17 protein-coding genes are annotated in these 18792 nt (G+C 62.2%); 8 read left to right on the top strand and 9 right to left on the bottom strand.

What is annotated here, in order from left to right:
• Nucleotides 1-23 precede the first annotated feature (23 nt).
• The gene (locus tag M1D99_RS13370) at nucleotides 24-878 is read right to left on the bottom strand and encodes a LysR family transcriptional regulator (protein WP_458132002.1); all 855 of its coding nucleotides are present in this window, start codon (nucleotides 876-878) and stop codon (nucleotides 24-26) included.
• A 74-nt stretch (nucleotides 879-952) separates the two neighbouring features.
• On the opposite strand from M1D99_RS13370, the gene M1D99_RS13365 reads away from it, so the two are divergent.
• The 3 genes from M1D99_RS13365 (at nucleotide 953) to M1D99_RS13355 (ending at nucleotide 3405) form a co-directional block, all read left to right on the top strand.
• Nucleotides 953-1897 carry a DMT family transporter gene (locus M1D99_RS13365; RefSeq protein ID WP_186704764.1) on the top strand — a complete coding sequence of 315 codons (945 nt, stop codon included), beginning with the start codon at nucleotides 953-955 and terminating at the stop codon, nucleotides 1895-1897.
• Nucleotides 1898-1960: 63 nt separating this feature from the next.
• Nucleotides 1961-2842 (top strand): AraC family transcriptional regulator, encoded by an 882-nt coding sequence (locus tag M1D99_RS13360; RefSeq protein WP_458132001.1) that lies wholly within the window; start codon nucleotides 1961-1963, stop codon nucleotides 2840-2842.
• Between the two features lie 299 nt (nucleotides 2843-3141).
• Complete coding sequence (locus tag M1D99_RS13355) at nucleotides 3142-3405, top strand: hypothetical protein (protein ID WP_458132000.1); 264 nt, start codon at nucleotides 3142-3144, stop codon at nucleotides 3403-3405.
• On the opposite strand, the gene M1D99_RS13350 is transcribed toward M1D99_RS13355, so the two are convergent.
• Both M1D99_RS13350 and M1D99_RS13345 read right to left on the bottom strand, forming a co-directional pair.
• Nucleotides 3374-4426: a M28 family peptidase gene (locus tag M1D99_RS13350; protein WP_458131999.1), complete on the bottom strand. Its 1053-nt coding sequence runs from the start codon at nucleotides 4424-4426 to the stop codon at nucleotides 3374-3376. The two genes, M1D99_RS13355 and M1D99_RS13350, sit on opposite strands and share 32 nt — an antisense overlap.
• Nucleotides 4427-4523: 97 nt before the next feature.
• The gene (locus tag M1D99_RS13345) at nucleotides 4524-6524 is read right to left on the bottom strand and encodes a sigma-54 interaction domain-containing protein (protein ID WP_186704761.1); all 2001 of its coding nucleotides are present in this window, start codon (nucleotides 6522-6524) and stop codon (nucleotides 4524-4526) included.
• Between the two features lie 184 nt (nucleotides 6525-6708).
• Between M1D99_RS13345 and M1D99_RS13340 the strand changes: the two genes are divergently transcribed.
• The 4 genes from M1D99_RS13340 to M1D99_RS13325 all read left to right on the top strand — a co-directional run bounded on the left by M1D99_RS13340 (nucleotide 6709) and on the right by M1D99_RS13325 (nucleotide 11143).
• Nucleotides 6709-7731 carry a Gfo/Idh/MocA family oxidoreductase gene (locus M1D99_RS13340; protein ID WP_458131998.1) on the top strand — a complete coding sequence of 341 codons (1023 nt, stop codon included), beginning with the start codon at nucleotides 6709-6711 and terminating at the stop codon, nucleotides 7729-7731.
• Entirely contained in the window at nucleotides 7728-8519 is a 792-nt protein-coding gene (locus M1D99_RS13335; RefSeq protein ID WP_458131997.1) for a TIM barrel protein, read from the top strand. The genes M1D99_RS13340 and M1D99_RS13335 overlap by 4 nt, the downstream gene beginning before the upstream one ends.
• A gap of 81 nt (nucleotides 8520-8600) precedes the next feature.
• A complete protein-coding gene (locus M1D99_RS13330; protein ID WP_446533557.1) occupies nucleotides 8601-9527 on the top strand; it encodes a sugar ABC transporter substrate-binding protein in 927 nt (308 codons plus the stop codon).
• A gap of 398 nt (nucleotides 9528-9925) precedes the next feature.
• A complete protein-coding gene (locus M1D99_RS13325; protein ID WP_458131996.1) occupies nucleotides 9926-11143 on the top strand; it encodes a multidrug effflux MFS transporter in 1218 nt (405 codons plus the stop codon).
• 28 nt (nucleotides 11144-11171) lie between these two features.
• Here the strand turns inward: M1D99_RS13325 and M1D99_RS13320 are convergent, their stop codons facing one another.
• Nucleotides 11172-12377: a DSD1 family PLP-dependent enzyme gene (locus M1D99_RS13320; protein ID WP_458132139.1), complete on the bottom strand. Its 1206-nt coding sequence runs from the start codon at nucleotides 12375-12377 to the stop codon at nucleotides 11172-11174.
• 400 nt (nucleotides 12378-12777) lie between these two features.
• Between M1D99_RS13320 and M1D99_RS13315 the strand changes: the two genes are divergently transcribed.
• Nucleotides 12778-13266, top strand: a complete 489-nt coding sequence (locus M1D99_RS13315; RefSeq protein ID WP_434575797.1) for a hypothetical protein — start codon at nucleotides 12778-12780, stop codon at nucleotides 13264-13266.
• Nucleotides 13267-13815: 549 nt separating this feature from the next.
• Here the strand turns inward: M1D99_RS13315 and M1D99_RS13310 are convergent.
• Genes M1D99_RS13310 through M1D99_RS13290 form a run of 5 tightly spaced genes read right to left on the bottom strand, consistent with a single transcriptional unit; the run spans nucleotide 13816 to nucleotide 18781 of the window.
• Nucleotides 13816-15027 (bottom strand): lipase family protein, encoded by a 1212-nt coding sequence (locus M1D99_RS13310; protein ID WP_458131995.1) that lies wholly within the window; start codon nucleotides 15025-15027, stop codon nucleotides 13816-13818.
• A gap of 53 nt (nucleotides 15028-15080) precedes the next feature.
• Nucleotides 15081-16064: an alpha/beta hydrolase fold domain-containing protein gene (locus tag M1D99_RS13305; RefSeq protein ID WP_458131994.1), complete on the bottom strand. Its 984-nt coding sequence runs from the start codon at nucleotides 16062-16064 to the stop codon at nucleotides 15081-15083.
• Nucleotides 16061-16387, bottom strand: coding sequence for a DUF4387 family protein (locus M1D99_RS13300; RefSeq protein ID WP_186729333.1), 327 nt, complete (start codon nucleotides 16385-16387; stop codon nucleotides 16061-16063). Before M1D99_RS13300 ends, M1D99_RS13305 begins: the two co-directional genes overlap by 4 nt.
• A gap of 1 nt (nucleotide 16388) precedes the next feature.
• Entirely contained in the window at nucleotides 16389-17756 is a 1368-nt protein-coding gene (locus M1D99_RS13295) for an acyclic terpene utilization AtuA family protein (protein ID WP_458131993.1), read from the bottom strand.
• Nucleotides 17753-18781: a phosphoglycerate dehydrogenase gene (locus M1D99_RS13290; RefSeq protein ID WP_434575790.1), complete on the bottom strand. Its 1029-nt coding sequence runs from the start codon at nucleotides 18779-18781 to the stop codon at nucleotides 17753-17755. Before M1D99_RS13290 ends, M1D99_RS13295 begins: the two co-directional genes overlap by 4 nt.
• Between the last annotated feature and the right edge of the window lie 11 nt (nucleotides 18782-18792).

Genomic DNA, 18792 nt, shown 5'->3' with positions numbered 1-18792 from the left:
GCGCAGCAGTCCCTAGACCGGTTCTACAGCCGGAAACACTGTTGCATGGCACGAGCAAGCAGGCCCACGGCCTCATCACCCTGTGCCGCCTGCGATCGCATAAACACCACCTCATGCTCCTCGATCACCGGCAGGCCTTCAAGGATCCGCATCGCATCCGTCACCCGCCCACGGTCGATCAGGCTGATCGCCAATCCGGCCTCCACGCAGGCCTTGACGGCCTGGTTGGAGGGGCTTTCCAGGACAATGCGCGTCCTGCGCCCGCTTTGCCTGAGGGCTTCGATCATCGCTTGCCGATAAGGGCATTGCGCCGCATGCACCGCCAGCGGCAACGGCTCCAGCGAGGCCGCCGTCCCGTGGATTGGCCCGACCCAGACCGGCGTGGTGGACACCAGCACTTGCGTTTCTGTGTCCGCTTGGCCCTTCGGCTGGGTAACCACCGCTGCCTGAAGCTTGCCGCGCTGCACCTGGTCACGCAGCGCGTAACTTGGCGCGGTCTTGAGTTCCAGCACGACGTTGGGCCACGCGGCGGCGAAGGTCGGGAGGATGTCGCGGATGACATGGTCGGCATATTCATCCGGCACCCCCAGGGTGATACGTCCCGCCAGGCGGGTGCCGTGCAGGTCGGCCAGCACCCGGTCGTGGGTATTGAGCAGCTCCGTCGTCGCCAGGAGCAAACGCTTGCCCAACGCGGTGAGGGATACCGATTGATTGTCCCGGTTGAGCAACCGCCCGCCCGCCACCGCCTCCAACCGCTGGATATGCACGCTGACCGCCGCCGGGCTTTTGTGCAGTTGTTCCGCCGCCCCACTGAATTTCCCGATCCGCGCCACCGCATGAAAAGTACGTATCAAATCGATATCGAGTATGGCCGTCATGATTCAATCTTCGTAAATGACTAATGCATTTCATTTTGATTTATTAGATTAGCCGGGTTCCGTAGCCTGTGGTCATGAACCCGAATAAAGCGATGACCTGCACGTCCCGGTCCCGGCCCGCCTGGCATTGGCTGATCCCACTGCCCTTGCTCGAAGCGGCTTTGCTGGTGTCGTGGAGCTCCGGCTTTATTGGCGCGCGCTTTTCCATCGACTACGCGCCGGCATTGCTGGTGGTGTTCTGGCGGTGCGTCGTGGTCACGCTCGTCCTGCTGCCCTTCGTCGCCGGGCAACTACGCCGAACCTCACCCGTCGCGCTGTTGAAAAACGCCGGCATCGGCCTCTTGGCGATGGCGGGCTACCTGGGCGGTATCACCCAAGGCATTGCCCTGGGTGTACCGGCGGGCCTGGCCGCACTGGTCGCCGACCTGCTGCCGCTGGGCCTGGCGCTGCTGGCCGCCGGCGTACTCCGACAACGGCTGGCCTGGCAGGTCTGGGCGGGCCTGCTCATCGGCCTGGTCGGCGTCATGCTGGTGACCCAAGGCGCATTGGCGTGGGGCAACGCCCCCTTGTGGGCCTATGGCCTGCCGCTGCTTGGCATGCTCTCGCTCGCCGTCGCGACCCTGTGGCAGAAATACCTGCCCGCCGAACAATCGCTGGGCCTGCTGCCCAACCTATGGCTGCAGTGTTGCGTGTCGGGCCTGGCCTTCGCCCTGGTGGAAGGCGTCCATGGCAGCCTGGCCCCGCTACCCAGCACCGGCTTTGCACTGAGCGTCTTGTGGACAGCGGGCATTTCGACAATGGGCGGCTACGGGCTCTACTGGCTGTGCCTGCGCCGCACGACCGCCACCCGCGTCGCCAGCGTCCTGTACCTCAGCCCGCCCATTACCATGCTCTGGGCCTGGGCGATGTTCAACGAACCACTTTCCTGGCAGATGGCGGTGGGGATGGCCGTGTCCGGGGTCGGCATCTGGCTGGTCGTGGGTACCGAAGCGCGGCAGGCGGTTTCGAGCTCAAGATAGCAAGATCGGTCGAGCGCATCGGGCTGGTTGGCCTCATGCTGGTGTCCTCTACAGGGAAAGACCATGACCGACACACAAAAGCGCTACCAATCCCGGATGCAGAAGGTGCTCGATTACATCGACCTGCATCTGGATGACTGCCTGGACCTGGATACATTGAGCAGCGTCGCGGCCTTTTCGAAATACCATTTCCACCGGCAGTTCATGGCGACGTTCAACCTGCCCTTGCACCGCTATGTCCAACTCGCTCGAATGAAACGCGCCTCCTACAAACTGGCGTTTCGCGAACATGAAACGATCACAGAGATCGCCATGGGTGCCGGTTACGGTGCGCCTGATGCCTTTGCCCGTGCCTTTCGACAGCGCGTGGGCCAACAACCCTCGAATTTCCGCAAATCGCCCGACTGGCAGCATTGGGGCATTACTTTCACGCCATTGCACAACGCGAGGAACCGTTTCATGCCCACGACTTATCAGCCCAGCGATGTACGGATCCGGAGTGTTCCCGCGACACCCGTCGCCATCATGGAACACCGAGGCGATCCCGCGACGATCGGTGCGACGATCCAACGCTTCATTGCCTGGCGACGCAGTGTCGGCCTGATCCCGCCGATCAGTCCGACGTTCAATGTCTTCCACACCGACCTGCGGGCGACTGCACCGCAACACTATCGATTGGATCTATGCGCAGGGACGGACCAACCCATCACGCCAAACGGCGAAGCGATCAAGGCCGGCAGTATCCCTGCCGGGCGTTGTGCCGTGCTGCGGGTCGAAGGTGGCGCCGATAACCTTGAGCCTGCCGCGCTGTACCTGTACAGGGATTGGCTGCCGGCCAGCGGTGAGGAGCCGGGAGATTTCCCGCTCTATTGCCAGCGCATTACGTTATTTCCGGACGTTGCTGAGAACGAAGCCGTTACCGAGCTCTTTCTGCCGCTCAGGTGATCATAGTCCCACGCCTACAACGAGACGAGCCTGGTGGTCATTCACCAGCCCCACCTTGATGTCGACCCCCCCTTACTGAATACATCTATGGCGAGGGAGCTCGCTCCCGCTGGGGTGTAGGAGCTGTCGAGTGCAACGAGGCTGCGATCTTTCTACTGACAATTGAGTCGAGAGCGAAAAATCAAGATCAAAAGATCGCAGGCTTCGCCAGCTCCTACGGAGCCCAGCGGGAGCAAGCTCCCTCGCCACAATGACTCATCCACAATGGCTCGTACCTTAAGGCTCATGATTCATGACTCATGACTCAAGCCTCAAGCCTCAAGCCTCAAGCGAACAGCATTGCCTCCGCCGCCGAACATGGACCTTCACCCGCCCAAACCAATACCTTGCCCATCGGCCAACGCAGCGCCGTTGAGGTAATGGTCGCCAAGCAGCGGACGCTGGGTCAGCAGGGCCGGCTCGGGGCTGTCCGGCAAGGGCCGCGGCAGGCTGGCCAGTTCGAAGTAGGCATGGCCGGCCAGGCGCGCGTCTTCACGCCATGGGATGGATCAGGTATTCGGTGAGTGTCGACGCACACGCAACGATGCCTTCATGAAGCACCATTTCAAAGCCATGGGTATTTTCCGTTGGAATGGCGATGCACCCCGCTCGCGCGGCCACTCCCGCACTCATGATCGCACTCGCATCGGAGGCAAAATCGACCAGGAGCGCAACTTGTGGGTGATAGCCCGAGCGCTGTGCAGCCTTGACCAGGGCATCCACGACAGAGCGGGTGTAATAACCCTTTTGATCCCCGGTGTTGATAATCGGGTCTGCCGATAAAACCGTTCCGTACTCCTCCAGGACCGGGCCTACCTCGACCGCGATGGTGGTGTCACCCGGCACGCGGGCAGCGGCATAAAGCGCACCGGCGTTGGACTCTTCCTCAAGTGTCGTGCAGACGAACCAGACGTCTTGCTTGAGCGCGTGCCTTTTGTTTTTCAGCTGCTGCGCGGTGGTGATCACTGCCGCCAAGGGCGCCCGGTCATCGAGGAAGTGGGCGGCGACCGTGTCTTTCACCTGGAACGGCCGGCGCCAGTGCCGACTGAGCACCACGCGCACGCCGGGCCGGATACCGGCGGCGGTCAGCTCCTCCTGGGAACAGCGGGTGATGACATGGACGTCGCTCCACTGCACCGCCCCTGACAGCACATCCCGCCCTTGGGCGGAGCCACCAGTGTTGTGCATGGAACCATAAGACAGTACGCCGGGCAGGCATTGGTTATCGCCGAGTATGTCGACCGGACAAACGCCAAAACAAATGGGCTGGGCACCGCCCAACGCCACGACTTCCAAGTTACCGTCGGGCCTTGTCTTCTTCACGATCATGGCAATTTCATCGAGGTGCGCCATGACCCTGATGGGCTGTGCTTGCGAAGACTCATCCGACGCCTTGATCAGCCCCCGGATGTTGCCGGCCTCGTCGACAACGACCTCATCACAGTGCTTGCCCAGTTCCCTGAGACATATTTCCCGGACTTCATCTTCCTGCCCGCCGGGGCCGCGGGCCAGAAGCAATTCTTCGAGCAAAGGCTGGATACTCATTGGAGGCATCAGATAGGTTCCCGTCACGACCCTTGAACAGCGTAGACCCCACCTGTTTCCCGTCCGTTCAAATCGGTATTCGCTCGGTCATGACCGGTCAATCCAGCCCCGAACGGAACGTTTCGATCTTGAGTCCGAATCGATTCATCTTGTTGTACAAGCCACCGCGCGACACGTTCAACCGTTGGGCAGCCAGGCGGATGTTTCCGCGCGTCTCCTTGAGGGCGGCAATGATCGCGTTCATTTCATGGGTGCCCAGGTCCGGCGCCGTCCGCGGTTCTGGCACATTTGCCCAGATCGAGGGTCGCCCTCGCTGCCTGATTTCCAGCGCAAGGTCACTCGGCTGGATCAGTTCGGTCATTGCCAGGTTCGTCGCCCGTTCAATGACGTTTTCCAGCTCACGGACATTGCCCGGCCAGTGATAGGCGCCCAGCAAATCCAGCGCCGCTGGCGAAACGTCCTGCATCGTCTTGCGCAGCGACCGGGCACAACGCGCGAGAAAATGCCGCGCCAGCAACGGCACATCCTCGCGACGCATCCGCAATGGCGGCACCGTCAGGTTCAGCACGTTGAGCCGGTAGTAAAGGTCCTCGCGAAAAGCCCCCTCGGCCACCGCCTGGCTCAGGTTGCGGTGGGTGGCGGCGATGATGCGCACGTTGACCCGCAGCGATTTTTTCGCACCCACCCGTGTCACCTCACCCTCCTGCAGGACACGCAGCAGGCTGACCTGCGCATCGAAGGACATGTCACCGATTTCGTCGAGGAAGATCGTCCCACCATCGGCCAGTTCGAACTTGCCGGCCGACCCACCGCGAGCCGACCCGGTGAAAGCGCCTTCGACATGACCGAACAGCTCGCTTTGCACCAGGTCTCGCGGAATCGCGCCGCAATTGACCGCCACGAAAGGCCCGCCACGACGATCGCTGGCGTTATGGATAGCCTGGGCGAACAGCTCCTTGCCCGTGCCACTCTCGCCGAGGATCAGCGTGGTCGAATCACTGCGACTGGCAATCCGCGCCAAGTGCATTGCATCCTGGATCGCCTGCGAGCGGCCCAGGATGGTTTCAAAGGTGTAGCTGGCCTGGGTGCCGATGATCCGCCGGGTGATTTCCCGGATGCGTCGGTTCTCGCGCAACGAAACGATCCGCCCGCCTTGCGCCAACGGGCAGACCGACACCAGGCAAGCCAGATGGCTGCGATCGTGCAGTTCAAAGGTGCAGTCCAAGTCACGCACCCCGTCGCCGCCCCCGAGCAGGACCGCATCGGTCAATTCGCTCTGCCCCAGGCTCTGGAACGGACTCCCGAGCAGGTCATGGCCGACGCGAAACAACTGCCGGGCGTAATGGTTGAGGGCCTTGATGCAGCCGCGCTCATCCAATACCACCAAGCCCTCGTTGAGCACCTCAAGCACGGTCTGTTGTTCTTCCAGCAAGGCCTGCAGGGTCATCTGCCTGGAGACAGCCTCGGCCGCGGCCTGGACGGTGCCCAGCGTATGAAAGTGAAACCAGCCTGGCTCGGCCGTCAAGGTCAACATGCCCAGGGTCCGGCCCTGGGCATCGCGGATGGGCGCGGCGGCGCAATGCATGCGGCGCTGGCGCAGGCCAAGCCCGAAATTCTCCTCGGCCAGCACATACACCAAGCGATCTTCGACGATTGCCAGCCCGGTGCAATTGGTGCCCTGCACCGACTCCAGCAGTCGACTGCCGATGGGGGTGAGGTCCAGGCCGCAGAAATACAACGTGGTGCCTTCGGCATCGGTCAGGTTGATATGGCCCCTGGGGTTATAGGCGAGCAAACCGCGCATGACTTGCGCCGCCGCAGCGATCAGCTCCCGGTTGGCAGCCAGTGTCGCGGTCAGGTCGGCGGGCGCGACAAAACGGTACGCGCCGTCTTCCGGATCGAGGCCGGCACTGACGCTGCGCAACCAGGATTCCCAGATCACCCGGCGGATCCCGACTGGGCGCTCGGTCTGCCCTTGCCAGCACGCTCGCCAGGCCTCCTCCAGCGCCGTGCCCGGCCCGTCGTTCAACGACGCTGGGCCAAGCGTGGTGAGGTAATCGCGGTCTTCGTCGCTCAATGCTATGGGTTGCTGATCCATGGTTCGGCCATATGTTCATATTTTCGACATGTCAGTATAGACATGTCATCGACATGAACACTGATCCAAATAAAAAACGTTAAATATCAATAAGTTAACTATTGGCACAGCCCTTGCTCCCTGCATGAACAGACGAGGACATTCTTGCCGCCGAGTCGTAAAAACAATAAAGGGAGTCATATTCATGAGCACATCCAAGACCCTCCGCCTGGGCCTCATCGGTGCCGGCCGCATGGGCAGTTTTCACGGCCTGACCGCCGCCCGGCACATCCCTGGCGCGTGCCTCGCCGCCATCGCCGACCCTACCCCCGGCCAAGCCGCACGCCTGGCGGCAGAACTGGACGTGCAGAAGATCTATACCGCCCCACAGCAGTTGCTGGATGACCCGGACATCGACGCGGTGCTGATTGCCGCGCCGGCGCGTAGCCATGCCGAGCTGGTGATCAGCGCGGCCCGGGCCGGCAAAAGTGTGTTCTGTGAAAAACCGATGGCCATCACCCTGGACGAAGCGGACCGCGCCATCGCCGCCGCTGCCGATGCACGAGTGACGCTACAAGTCGGCTTCAACCGACGCTTTGCCAAAAGCTTTCGCACCGCTCATCTGGATGTGATGGCCGGCCGGATCGGTACGCCGCAACTGCTGCGCTCACTGACCCGAGACCCGGCCCTGAACAACCCGGCCGCGTCGCCGCAATGGGTGATCTTCCTCGAAACCCTGATCCATGATTTCGATACCCTGCGCTACCTGAACCCGGGCGCCGAGGCGGTTGAAGTCTTTGTGATGGCCGATGCCCTGATCGCCCCCGCCTACAAGGACAAAGGTTTTCTCGACACCGCAGTGGTCACGATCCGCTTCGACAATGGCGCCATCGCCACCGCCGAGGCCAATTTCCAGGCCGTGTATGGCTACGATGTCCGCGGCGAAGTGTTCGGCAGCGCCGGCATGCTGACCATGGGCAACGTCAACGACTCCGACTTGCTGCGGTACCTGGCCAATGGGGTCCAGGCCGACACCCAGCGCATGGACACCGACTTGCTGCGTGATGCCTACGTGGCCGAACTCAATCACTTCGCCAGTTGTATGCGCAGCGGCGAAAAACCGCTGGCCAGCGGTGAAGATGCCCGGGCAGCACTGGCCATTGCCCGCGCCTGTATCGAGTCCTTCCAACAGGGCAAGACGGTGCGCGTGCAAGGAGCGTTGTCATGAGTTTCATCCCATTCAAACTGGCGATCAGCGCCGAGATGGTCTTCCTCGACCTGCCTTTTACCGAACGGGTCAGACGCATCCACGCGCTGGGCTTCAGCGTCGAGATATGGAACTGGGCGACCAAGGACATCCAGGCCCTCGCGGCGACGGGCGCGGACTTCACCTCCATGACCGGCTACCTGTCGGGCAACCTGACTGACCCCGACGATATCCGACAGTTGCTCGACAGCGCCCAGGAATCCCTGGCCGTCGCCGCTCAATTGGGTTGCCCTAGCTTGAATCTGCACGGCACCGGCCTGGGTGATCAGGGCTTGCCGGTCAAACCCGTGTCCCAGACCACCGGCCGCATGTGGTTGAGCGCCTGCAAGACGCTGGAAAAAATCGCTCGCCTGGGGGAAGACGCGGGCCGGGTGTTCCTGCTGGAAAACCTCAACACCGAGGTCGACCACCCGGGCACGCCTTTCGCCCGCGCTGACGATACCCTGGCGCTGATCGAGGCCGTGGGCAGCCCGCACTTGAAGATGAACCTGGACCTCTATCATGCCCAGATCGGCGAAGGAAACCTGATCGAACTGATCCAGCGCGCCGGCAGCGCCATCGGCGAAATCCAAGTGGCCGACGTCCCGGGGCGCAGGGAGCCCGGCACCGGTGAAATCCACTACCCCGCGATTGCCAAGGCCTTGTTCGGCATGGGATACAGCGGTGTCGTCGGCCTGGAAGGCTGGGCCAGCGGTGACAGCGAGGTCGCGCTCGAGCGTTTCCGGCAGGCCTTTACGCTTGATGGATAAAGCCCCGACGCACTCAACACGTGCGGCAGATTTTCAGCTCTTGGTGACGCTTCAATCCATAACAACAAAAGGATAACCATCATGCGTCGTTGCACACTGCTTTTCGCCACCCTGCTGTTGCTGTTCAGCCAATGGGCCGCCGCCGACTATCGCATCGGCGTCAGCATCGCCAGGGTTGACGACAACTTCATGACCTACGTACGTAACGGCCTGGACGAGGCCGCGAAAAAGGAAAACGTGCAAATCCAGTTCGAAGACGCCCAAGGCGATGTGGTGCGCCAACTCAACCAGGTCCAGGGGTTCATCAACCAGCAAGTGGACGCGGTCATTGTCCTGCCGGTGGACACCTCCGCCACCGCCAACATCACCCGTGCCGCGGTCGATGCGAAGACGCCGCTGGTCTACGTCAACCGCCATCCGGACGAGCGCACCTTGCCCAAAGGCGTCGTCACCGTGGCCTCCAATGACATCGAGGCCGGACAACTGCAAATGCGCTACCTGGCCGAAAAACTCGGCGGCAAGGGCAACCTGGCGATCATCATGGGCGACCTGGCGCAAAACGCTACCCACGACCGCACCGAAGGCGTCAAACAGGTGCTCAAGGATTATCCCGGGATCAAGATCGTCGAGCAGCAAAGTGCCGAGTGGCAGCGCAACAAAGGGATGGATTTGACCAGCAACTGGTTATTGGCCGGGAGTCGTTTCGATGCCATCGTCGCCAACAACGATGAAATGGCCATCGGTGCAGCGATGGCCTTGCAGCAGGCCGGCAAAACCAAGGGCGAGGTTGCGATTGTTGGCATCGACGGCTTGCCGGACGGCCTGGCGGCGATCAAGCGCGGGATGTTGGTCGCCTCGGTATTCCAGGACCCCAAGGCCCAGGCGACCAGCGCGGTACAGGCAGCCCTCAAGATGATCAAGGGCGAGCCAGTGGAAACGGACGTCTGGGTGCCCTTCCAGTTGATCAAGCCTGAGCAGTTGGCAGTGTTCGAGCAACATTACAAATAACCTGCGACTAGTGGCCTGTACGGTTAATTCGAGTACTCAAATTCGAGTGCCAGGGCTTGCCAGGCAAGGCGCCATGACGAGTCGTAGCCCGCTACGGCGAGGAATGGCAACGCAGACTGGCAAGTTCTGGCGCCGAAGTTGAGTGCACGAATTAGCCACACAGGCCACTAGATACATCGCCATGAAGCTGGCAAAGGGGGGCAACACACTGCCCCTCATCAGTCCCACCTGCGCATTCCCGATATTTAGCTTGACGACTGAGATGACGATCATCATATTTAGGCAAAATATTACGATCATCATGTGGATATCAACTCGACGGCGGCTTCGCGAACTGAAGTCGGCGCGTTGGGCATCAACGTTTTGTCCACGTCAATCACACGCGCAGGAAATGACGTATGGAAGCCCGAACTTCATTGGCGATTGCCGGTACGCAACACACCTCCAGCCAACCGTTGACCGGCAGAATCGTCGCGCTGCTCGCCGGCCTGGCGGCGATCAGCATGCTCTCCACCAACATCATTCTCCCGGCGTTTGCGGCGATCGGTGAAGACCTGGGCGTGACCGCTCGCGAGCTCGGCCTGACGCTGTCCAGCTTCTTCATCACTTTCGCCTTGGGCCAACTGGTGGTCGGTCCACTGGCCGACCGCTACGGACGCCAGAAGCTGGTGCTGGGCGGGCTGTCGGTGTTCGTTGTCGGCACCGTCATCGCCGGCTTTGCCAGCACCCTCGACGTCCTGATCGCCGGACGCGTCGTGCAAGCACTGGGCGTGTGCGCAGCCTCGGTGCTGTCGCGGGCCATTGCCCGGGATCTGTTCGAAGGCGAGACACTCGCCCGCGCCCTGTCGCTGACAATGATCGCCACGGCCGCGGCACCGGGCTTTTCGCCGCTGGCCGGCAGTGTCCTGGCCGTCACGCTCGGCTGGCGTGCCATCTTCATCCTGGTGGGACTGGCCGCTGTTGCACTGGCGTTTTTCTACGTGCGCGACCTGGGGGAAACCCATCCCGCCGATCGCCGCGCACCCCACTCGGCCAGGAGCGTGGTACTCGCCTATTGCCGACTGGCAGTGGATAAGCGCTTCATCCTCCCGGCCCTGTCCATGGGCCTGCTGCTGAGCGGCCTGTTCGCCTCGTTCGCGGCGGCGCCCGCCATCCTGATGCAAGGCTTCGGCCTGACATCGGTGCAGACCGGCTTGTACTTCGCCTCGACAGTCTTTGTGGTGTTCGCCGCCGGCATGGCGGCGCCGCGCCTGGCCCATCGTCTTGGCGCCCGGATCGTCACGCTGCTGGGCATAACCTGCGCCATGATGGGAGGCGGCCTGCTTCTGGTCGGTCCGACCGAGCCCGGGCTGTGGTGGTATGCCCTTTCGATGATCACGTTCCTTTGGGGCATGGGCCTGGCCAATCCACTGGGCACGGCCATTGCCATGGGCCCTTTCGGCAAGGAAGCCGGGATGGCCTCCGCCCTGCTGGGGTTTCTTTCCATGGGGGCGGCTGCGCTGGCCACCTGGCTGGCCTCGGTCTTGAGCTTCGCGCCGATGACCACACTGGGTGGGATTCAGGCGACGGCCTGCCTGGTCGCGCTGGTGTTGTTCCTGCTGCGGGGCAAGATTTGATCACGGCCAAACACGTCACAGGCAACGATCAATACACGGGCCAGGTTTCGACAATCTTCCCCCCGCGCACGGCCAGCAAATCGCCAAATTGCAGCAGTACGGATTCGGTCTGGGTTGGCCTTAAAAATACCTGGTCTTCGACATTCAGCCCCACCGTCGGCGAGCCGTTGACCATTTCCTGATTGGAACTGCGACCGTAGAGCTCGTTACTTTGCAGCCCCGAGGGAGACTCGAACTCGGCCATCCAGTTGCCGCCGTAGATGAAGAATGTCCCGCGCTGATTCGGGTCCCACCAGGAGAACAATCGGGACTTGCCATCCAGGGCGGGGAAATTCACCGGGCCGGTGCTCTTCAACACGGGCGTTGCGATAAAGGCCGCCGGCACATGCTCGGCCAGGGATGGCAGGTCGTAGTGAGTCGGCTTGAGGAACGCCGTCCCCACCGAGACTTCGCTGCTCAAGCGTTCCTGTTCATGCATGCGGTAGCTGGGGCTGCCGGCGGTATTAAGCGTGAGCCCCTCATGCCAAAGCGCCGGGAAGTGTTCCCGCACGTACTTCACATGACCGTTGTAAATGACCATCACCTGGTCGAACAAGGCCTGGGACGAACCGAGCACCCGGGGCACGCCCATGCCGACAAACGGGTCGTACCCCATGAAGCCTGCAAATTCGAGATGCTGCGCATGGGCGCTGATCAGCGTCAGCATCTCGCCGAGCACTGCTTGATCAAACACTCCGCCGCGGTGCAGGCCGACATCCAGCTCGATATTGACCCGCAACCGAATGCCCAGGCCCTGGGCCAATGCCCGGTAATCCATCAGCCGCTGCGGCGTGTCGAGCAGCCATTGGAGTTGCCTGGCAGGGTCGAAGGTGCCTTTGTGGGTTTGATAGAACAACTCAGCCGAGCGTACCGGCAGGGGTTTGCCGAGCAAGATGTCAGATTCCGGGAAAGTCAGCGCATCGTGGTTGAGGAACGGCTGGTGAAACGACATCAGCCGCCGGGTATCGGTGCGTTTGGCGATATACGCCAGCAACCCCGGTGACGGCAGGGATTTTTCCACCAGGCGCAAGTGTTTGCCGGCACGTTTGACCGATTGCATGACCACATTGATGTTGTGATCGAGCAGGTCGAGGTCAATCAGCATCACGGGCCGCATCGGCCCATGGGTCTTCAGTTCCTGATTCAACGCGCGGAAGTAATCGTTGTAGGGACCGCCCCGGTCGCCCGGCCGCAACAGCGCCCCCGCCCCTGCCATCAAGGCCCCCACTCCCGCGGTACCGAGCATAAAGGTTCTACGGTTCATCAGGACGCCCCTCCACATGCGCAATCAGGTGCACGTTACGGCAGCGCTGCGCCATCGTTGAGGTTATGCGGGGCCAGAAAGGGGGCTTTAGCGGCCACGCTTTGCCGATGCCCAAAAGCGGTGCCCTCCTTGGAGAGCGGCTACGACTGGCGCGACGCGTTTATGAGCCCCCCTGAGTTTTTTCCAAAGACACCCCGATGGCTTATTCACCTGCGCAATGGCAAGCTTGCGACCGCAGCCCAGCCGCCCATGCCGCCGTTCATGGCTGATGCCCGTTGCCATTCACCTCGGGTACCCATCGACTTTTATTCAACTGAGCAAGGATGTCTTCATGAAAATTTCTCTTGGTCTCGTCGCCCTGGCCGGGTGCCTGTCCACCGCCCCTGCCTTGGCTGCCACCCCGAGCCACAGCGACCTGTTCAAGGCCCTGGCACAGTGCCAGGCCAGTGCGCAGCAGGTCAGCGAATTCAACGGCCTGGTGGACGCCGAGCAAGTGTCACTCGCCAAGGATGAAGCCCATACCCCGTGGGGCGGTGGCGCCTGGCAGGCCACTGCGGCGCTGTCAGTGCACGGCGTGTCGTCGACCACCTTGGTGATGACCGACCGCTTCAGCTTCTTCCTCCAGACCAAGAGCAGCAACCCGAAGGCCGATGCGGAAAAACTCGCCAGCGCCCTGAAACTGGAAAAGACCCTGGATACCGACGGCTACGTGGACTACCAGCGCAACCTCGACAACGGCGCGACCCTACGGGTGGTCTCCACCGAAAACAAGGACAGCGACCTTTATGTGGGTTGCACCTATCAGCAGGACGCTTCCTGAGACCAAGCGGCCTCGGCAAAGCCTTCCCTGTCGTAACCCGGATCTAATGTGGGAGCGAGCCTGCTCGCGAGGTGTCAGCACATCCAACATCGCTGCAAACTGCCCCACCGCTTTCGCGAGCAAGCCCGCTCCCACAGGGGATATTGAGTGTTCCTTAGCTTTGCATGCAGCTCAGTACCATTGTGGGAGCGGGCTTGCTCGCGAAGGCGTCAGCACATCAAACATCGCTGCAAACTGACCCTCCGCTTTCGCGAGCAAGCCCGCTCCTACAGGGGATATTGAGTGTTCCTGAGCTTTGCATGCAGCTCAGGACCATTGTGGGAGCGGGCTTGCTCGCGAAGGCGTCAGCACATCCAACATCACTGCAAACTGACCCTCCGCCATCGCGAGCAAGCCCGCTCCCACAGGGGATATTGAGTGTTCCTTAGCTTTGCATGCAGCTCAGGACCATTGTGGGAGCGGGCTTGCTCGCGAAGGTGTCAGCACATCCAACATCACTGCAAACTGACCCTCCGCCATCGCGAGCAGGCTCGCTCCCACAGGGGAAATTCAGTCGTCGTTAAACGACGCTGCAGCATCCCTTTCACCCGGCGGACCGGGCCTTTGCAGTGTGGAACAGTTCGAGCCATGGCCCGGTCCGTCGAGTTGGGCCTCGACGAAGGCAAATGCATCGTCCAATGAACCATGCAGCACCCCGTCATGCCCCAGGCCCTCATACGTCCGCCAGGTGACGGGGTTGCCAGCGGCACACAACGCCGTGGCGACCGCATATTGGCGCACGGGCGTGATCGTTTGATCAGCCAGGCCGGTGGCGATGAATAACGGGAATCCAATCGATGCCTGTGGCATGTCGGTCGAGGGGATGCGCACCGCCATCAATGCCTCGGGGGAAATGGTCAAAAGCTCGGCAAACGAATCGATCTGCAACGCTTTGGATTTGCGGGCAATGTCGCGACTGCAGCCCTCCCGGGCAACACTTAGCAGTTCAAGGCCTCTGGTCGTAAGGATGTCCTCGACCCGTGGCCCGTCCTCGCGCAAGCCGCCGGACGCCAATGCCAGGAACAGCGTATTGGACTGGCGCGGCGGCAACGCAATGGGACCATGGGGAAATGTGCTGTTCGGGGCCGTGACTACTGCGCCGCGGATAGGCAGCTCCGGCGCATAACCACCGGCCAGGATCGCCGCACCCAACGCCGCCCCTCCTCCCTGGGATTGCCCGGCCAAAAACATGCGATTGGCAATCAGGCCTGGCCTGATGGTACGCGCAGCGCGAATCGCATCCAGGACAGAGCGCCCCTCGGCCTGCCAGAACGTGTAGGGATGCGGCCCTGGCCCTCCCAGGCCCTGGTAATCGGTGGCGACCACCGCGAACCCGCGCGCCAGCCAACGATTGATATACGCCCCATCACGCTCGCGCCATCCAGCCCAGGACGGTGCGCAGGCGTCGGCAATCCCCAGCGTTCCGTGGGCCCAGGCCAGCAACGGCCAGCCTTGCGGCGGTGGCTGTCCAACCGGCAGGTACAACGCCCCGCTGACCGGAACGAGTCCGGAGTGCCAGCGCTCGTCGGTGGAGCTATAGAGCAGGCGCAAAGCCTGCCCGGCGGCGGGCATCTGCGGCGGCACCGCCAGCGTCTCGCTTCGCAGCAGCACACCGGGCAGCGCGGGCATTGCTTCAGGCCAGCGATAAAACGCCGACAGCTCCCTGTCTCCCGCGTCAGGGCCGACGGGGAGCGTGCCTGCCGCCGAGGCGTTGGCCGTCATGACGCTGAATATCCCGAGGCAGATCCGCGCAAAATTCGCGATACGGAACAGGTTCATGGGAAGTTCGCCTGAGCGCAAAGTGCCCTGCGCACAGCGCTGCCCTGCGCACCGATCACATCGCGCACGACCGGCGCCACCTCATTGAATCGGACAAACCCGTGGGTCATGTTCGCAAGCACTTGCAGGTGGGTCGCCACGCCCGCGCGTTCCAACCGATCCGCCAGCTCCCGGTTTTCATCCAGCAACGGGTCCAGTTCGCCCACCACCAATCGCACGGGTGGCAGGCCGGCCAAGTCAGCGATGATCGGCTGTACCCGCCAGTCATCCTCATCATCGACCAGGTAACTCGCCCAGTAGGCGCTCATGGTCTCGACCGACAGATTCTGCCCCCCATACCCACCCAGCCTTCGCCAGGAATCGGAGCCCATGTCGCGGGAGTAACTGCCATAGAACAGCAGCAACTGCCGCAGCCCATCAAACCCTGCATCCCGTAGCGCAAGTGCAGCGCCCAAGGCCAGGTTGGCGCCTGCCGAATCCCCGCCCAAGGCATAACCGCGCACCGGGCAATCGGTGATAGCCCCGAGCTTGATCACCCGGCTGACGATCGACACCACTTCGTTGAACGCCACCGGAAAACGATATTCCGGCGACAACGCATAATCGATGGACAGCACCGCCAGGCCACTGTCACGCACCAGTTGGCGCAGCGGTGCATCCCAGCCGGCGAGCGAACCGTGACGGAATCCTCCGCCATGGCAGTAGAACATCAAGCAAGGCGTCTCATCGCCCTCCGGCCAATAGAGCTTACAGGGCACCGTTCGGCCATCGACAGCAAAACCCAAGGTGCGCTCATAGGACAGCGGCACGCTGCGGCGCGCCGCCCAGGCATCGATCCGCTCCAGTTGCGCCCGGACACGTTGCACGTCCCCCTGGACAACCGGTAGCAGCCCTTGTTCGCGCAGCGTCGTGGCCACGGCCACCAGGTCAGGGTGAACCGGCGGCGGTGAACCCGCCGCCCCGCTTGCAACGCAACTCATGGCCGGGGGTCCTCGCCGACTCCAAGTGCGTCCAGCAGGATGAACGCCCATTGAGCCCCGTGCATGTCCCGGTCCTGCAAGGCGCCCTGAACCACTGGACGCGGCAGGCTGATCTTGATCACGCTCAACGCCTCGATGGGAAAAACGCTGATCGACTGTGCAGGCCTGCGGAACAGCTCGGCAATCGCGGGGGCTTGCAACTTTGGCTCCGCGGCCAGTTGCGCGAAGGTGTCCGCGTCCTTGCAGAACACATCGATGGTCAGGGAAAACGGCCCGGCGTTCTTGGAGCGGATCTCATAACCCAATGTTTGAAGTGTGTTCATCTCACGCGCCCTCGACTGTCTTGATAGCAAACCGGAAAGGTGCCAACGGATCCGCCACGACCATCACATGACTGAGCACGAACTCATGCACCACACCCCGGTCCATCGAGGCCGGAGAGAAAGGAAACGCGTGGGTGGGCAGGTCTTTGTCGCCAGGCAACGGAAAGTGCAGCAGGTAAGGATTGAGCAACGCGACCATGTCCTGGGTGCGCTCGGCGGTCGCCGACGTCGCGATGGCCATGACGCCGATTTCCACGGGCGTGCCCACCCGTGACTCAAGCGCTCCCAAGGCTGAATCCTTGCCAATGGCGCGGAACTGCAAGTCATAGTCATCGGCGCCGATGCCCAGGTGCTTTTCGACCCGCTGACGCATGACCGAATCCAGATAGGCCAGCCACTCATCGAAGCGCTCGACGTATTCCGGATCCCGGACAATGCTCATGACCACCGATTGGAAGCCGCACGGCGCCGCCCCCTCCAACTTGACGGTGTAGTCTTCGCTTGGCGTCCAGACCGAACCTTCGACTCGCACGGTCTGTTCGTCCAACGCGGTGTAGACCGCCCCCTCCACGTGCAGTACGCCGCCGGGCTCGACGAGTACGTAGGGGTTGCTGTTTTCATACAGCATGTGGGCCATGACCGAACGCGGGGTGAGCCGGGCGCCCTCACCAATGGCCTTGATGGTGAATCCCGTGTCGTCGATCGCGGCCATTACCACCGCGTTGGCGGGCGTGGTCGTGCAGGACGCGCCGCACTCCAGGATCTTTCCGGCATGCCAGGCGGCGCCCTGATGGGCCCCGCGCAGGATGGGCAGCGAAGCCATCACCGCCGTGTCGGTGGAACGTCCTGCCAGGATGATGTCCGCGCCGTCTTCGAGCGCATGCATGAAAGGCTCCACGCCCATCAGCGCGACAATGCGCGAGCAGCGTTCGACCAGGGCATCGTCGATGTGATCGAGTTGCAAGGGTCTGATGCGTCCCTGCGCCAACGCTTGTTTCACGACGCTTGCCGGTTGCTCGCTGTAGACGCTCGCGATGCGCACGGCCTGACCGAGTTCGGCGGCGATTTCCTCGCACAGACCGCGCATCAGGTCGACCCCTGCGTCGGAACCACAGGTGCCGCAACTGCCGATAATCAGCGGGATGCCCAGTTCCGCCCGCGCCTGCATGAACACACGCAACTCGGCCCGCAGTATCGAGGCCGAAGCCTTGGTCGTGCCGGTGCCGAGGTAATGGGGACCAGAGTCGGTAGACCCCGCGTCCATTGCAATCACGTCCGGTCGTTCCAGCAGCGCCTGGTCAAACGCCGCCCGTGGGAAACCGGTGCCAATGGCGCCCGTTGGCGTCAGCACTTTAATCGGGGTATTCATGGATTCTCCTTCAAGTCTGTAGAGCGACGTCCGTCAGCGATGACGCAATGGCCAGGCGGGCTACGCCCCTCCAGTACAGCCACCGCACATTGCGCGGCTATCAGATTGGTACGATTGAGCCCCTCGACCGTGGAGGCGCCGACATGGGGCGTCACGATCACGTTGGGGAGTTGGATGAGTTGTTCGGTCACCGCCGAAAGCACCGGCTCCGACTCGCTTTCGAATACGTCGAGCCCTGCCCCGGCCAACCGGTTTTCCCGCAGGGCCCACAGCAGATCCGCATCCCGCACCAGCCCACCCCTCGCGGTATTGATCAACACCGCGGAAGGTTTCATCCGCTTCAGCGCACGGCTATCGATCAACCCATGGGTATGGCGGTTGAGCGGTGCATGGAGGGTGATGAAATCGCTTTCCTCAAGCAGCGTTTCCAGGTCGACAAAACAGCTTCGGGGGATACCTTCGACCTCTGCGTTGTCTGGATGAGGGGTGTAGATCAGCGGCTTGACTTCGAACCCGGACAAGCGCTGCAGTACACCCCGGCCAATCCGGCCCAAGCCGACGACGCCAACGGTCTTGCGGTACAAATCGCCTCCCAAGGGAATCGACCAGTCATTGGCCGACAACCCCAACTGGCAGCGTTTGAGCTGGCGGCACACGGCGAGCATCAACGCCACGGTGTGGTCTGCGACGCTGGCGTCGTTGCCGCCGATGGCGATGGTCGCCACCTTCCCTGCCGCCGCCACCGCCGCCGTATCGACCCGCTCGTAGCCCACGCCACGACGGGCGATGACTTGCAGGCGCGGGAGCCTACTCAGCAGGCTCGACGTGACGTTCGCGTGGCCGACGATCCAACCGTCGGCGTCTTCCAGGAGATCGAGCAACTGGCGTTCGCTCAGGTCGCCATCCGCTTGCCCCTGAGCCAGTTGCGCAATAACAACGTTACAGCCGTGGCTCTTCAGGAAGTGCACGGTTTCTGCATCGAAAAACCGCTGTGTAACCACTAGGGTGTGGCGAGGTTTAGACATCACTGGCCTCT

The organism is Pseudomonas sp. R3-41, from assembly GCF_054161485.1.
The sequence above is the reverse complement of the archived record's forward strand: the minus strand, read 5'-3'. Positions and strand labels throughout refer to the sequence as shown.